The organism is Caloranaerobacter sp. TR13, assembly GCF_001316435.1.
Lineage (GTDB): Bacteria > Bacillota > Clostridia > Tissierellales > Thermohalobacteraceae > Caloranaerobacter.
Genome location: NZ_JXLL01000040.1, coordinates 1 through 3,095, shown reverse-complemented (window position 1 = coordinate 3,095; position 3,095 = coordinate 1). Strand labels below are relative to the sequence as shown.

The following is a 3,095-nucleotide window of genomic DNA, read 5'->3' as shown; positions in this document are numbered from 1 at the left end:
TTGTACTTTGAAAACTGCACAGCGTAAGTGTATCAGGTACTAAGTACTGGGTACTAGTTACAAGCCAACTTCTAAAAAGGTTTAGCGGTAACTGGTAACTAGCTACTAGTAACTGGATACTATGATTTCTGGTCAAGCTAGTAAGGGCATAGGGTGGATGCCTTGGCACCAGGAGCCGATGAAGGACGGGATAAGCGCCGATACGCCTCGGGTAGCCGCAAGTAGGCTTTGATCCGGGGATTTCCGAATGGGGGAACCCACCTAGGGCAAACCCTAGGTATCACCTACTGAACACATAGGTAGGTGAGGGCACACCGGGGGAACTGAAACATCTAAGTACCCCGAGGAAAAGAAAGAAAACTCGATTCCCTAAGTAGCGGCGAGCGAAAGGGGAACAGCCCAAACCTGTAAAGCTTCGCTTTACAGGGGTTGCGGACACAGCCATTAACTAAGTGACTTTTGTAGCCGAATAGGTCTGGAAAGGCCAACCACAGAAGGTGATAGTCCTGTAGGCGAAACGAAAGGAGCTTAGGGTTGTGATCCAGAGTACCACGGGACACGTGAAACCCTGTGGGAAGCAGGGAGGACCACCTCCCAAGGCTAAATACTACCTGGTGACCGATAGCGCATAGTACCGTGAGGGAAAGGTGAAAAGAACCCCGGGAGGGGAGTGAAATAGAACCTGAAACCCTATGTCTACAAGCAGTGGAAGCACTTTATATGTGCAACCGCGTACTTTTTGTAGAACGGGCCAGCGAGTTACGATATGCAGCGAGGTTAAGGACTTAAGGTCTGGAGCCGTAGGGAAACCGAGTCTTAAATGGGCGCTTTTAGTTGCATGTCGTAGACCCGAAACCGGGTGACCTACCCATGGGCAGGGTGAAGCGAAAGTAAAATTTCGTGGAGGCCCGAACCCGTGTCTGTTGAAAAAGGCTGGGATGACCTGTGGGTAGCGGTGAAATTCCAATCGAACTCGGATATAGCTGGTTCTCCCCGAAATAGCTTTAGGGCTAGCCTCAAGGTAGTGACATGGAGGTAGAGCACTGAATGGTCTAGGGGCGCTCACACGCTACCGAAACCTATCAAACTCCGAATGCCATAGTCATGTTCCTTGGGAGTCAGACTATGTGAGATAAGTTTCATAGTCGAGAGGGAAAGAGCCCAGACCGCCAGCTAAGGTCCCTAAGTACAGGTTAAGTGGTAAAGGATGTAAGACTACACAGACAACCAGGATGTTGGCTTAGAAGCAGCCATTCATTTAAAGAGTGCGTAATAGCTCACTGGTCGAGTGGTCTTGCGCCGAAAATGTCCGGGGCTCAAACCTGTCACCGAAGCTGCGGCAGCGCGAAGCGCTGGGTAGGGGAGCATTCTGCAGAGGCAGAAGCTACACCGTAAGGAGTGGTGGACACTGCAGAAGAGAGAATGCTGGCATGAGTAGCGAAAGGTGGGTGAGAATCCCACCCGTCGAAAGCCTAAGGTTTCCTGAGGAAGGCTCGTCCACTCAGGGTTAGTCGGGACCTAAGCCGAGGCCGAAAGGCGTAGGCGATGGACAACAGGTTGAGATTCCTGTACCACCTATTTGCGCTAAAGAGATGGGGTGACGCAGGAGGATAGGCTGAGCGCACCGTTGGTTGAGTGCGTCCAAGCCGGTAGGAAGTTCCTATAGGCAAATCCGTAGGGACAATTCCGAGAGGTGATGGGGAGCGAAATTAAAGTAGCGAAGCAGCTGATTCCACACTGCCGAGAAAAGCCTCTATCGAGTAAATAGGTGCCCGTACCGCAAACCGACACAGGTAGGCGAGGAGAGAATCCTAAGACGAGCGGGAGAACCCTTGTTAAGGAACTCGGCAAAATGACCCCGTAACTTCGGGAGAAGGGGTGCCGGAGGAGGTGAAGGTCTTAGCGACTGGAGCCTTAGCCGGCCGCAGAGGATAGGCCCAAGCGACTGTTTACCAAAAACACAGGTCTCTGCTAAGTCGAAAGACGAAGTATAGGGGCTGACGCCTGCCCGGTGCTGGAAGGTTAAGGGGAAGTGTTAGCTTAGGCGAAGCACTGAACTTAAGCCCCAGTAAACGGCGGCCGTAACTATAACGGTCCTAAGGTAGCGAAATTCCTTGTCGGGTAAGTTCCGACCCGCACGAAAGGCGTAACGACTTGGGCACTGTCTCAACAAGGGACCCGGTGAAATTGTAGTACCAGTGAAGATGCTGGTTACCCGCGGCAGGACGGAAAGACCCCGTGGAGCTTTACTGCAGGCTGACATTGGATTTTGGTATCACATGTACAGGATAGGTGGGAGACTGAGAAATCGGGGCGCCAGCTTCGATGGAGTCGACCTTGGGATACCACCCTTGTGGTACTGGAATTCTAACCAGAGGCCGTGAAACCGGTCTTGGGACACTGTCAGTTGGGCAGTTTGACTGGGGCGGTCGCCTCCTAAAAGGTAACGGAGGCGCTCAAAGGTTCCCTCAGCACGGTCGGAAATCGTGCGTAGAGTGTAAAGGCAGAAGGGAGCTTGACTGCGAGAGAGACACCTCGAGCAGGAACGAAAGTTGGACTTAGTGATCCGGTGGTTCCGAGTGGAAGGGCCATCGCTCAACGGATAAAAGCTACCCCGGGGATAACAGGCTTATCTCCCCCAAGAGTCCACATCGACGGGGAGGTTTGGCACCTCGATGTCGGCTCGTCTCATCCTGGGGCTGAAGTAGGTCCCAAGGGTTGGGCTGTTCGCCCATTAAAGAGGCACGCGAGCTGGGTTCAGAACGTCGTGAGACAGTTCGGTCCCTATCCGCCGTGGGCGCAGGAAATTTGAGAGGAGCTGTCCCTAGTACGAGAGGACCGGGATGGACAGACCGCTGGTGCATCAGTTGTTCCGCCAGGGGCACAGCTGAGTAGCCAAGTCTGGAAGGGATAAGCGCTGAAGGCATCTAAGCGCGAAGCCCCCCTCAAGATAAGATTTCCCATCCGCAAGGAGTAAGACCCCAGATAGACTATCTGGTTGATAGGCCTGAGGTGTAAGGACAGTAATGTCTTTAGCTGACAGGTACTAATAGGTCGAGGGCTTGACCAAATGTATTACGCTGTGCAGTTTTGAA

Annotated in this window: 1 rRNA gene; it reads left to right on the top strand. The window is 52.9% G+C overall.

The window, feature by feature from the left end:
- The first annotated feature begins 130 nt into the window (after positions 1-130).
- Positions 131-3,070, top strand: a 23S ribosomal RNA gene (locus tag TR13x_RS10725).
- Positions 3,071-3,095 lie beyond the last annotated feature (25 nt).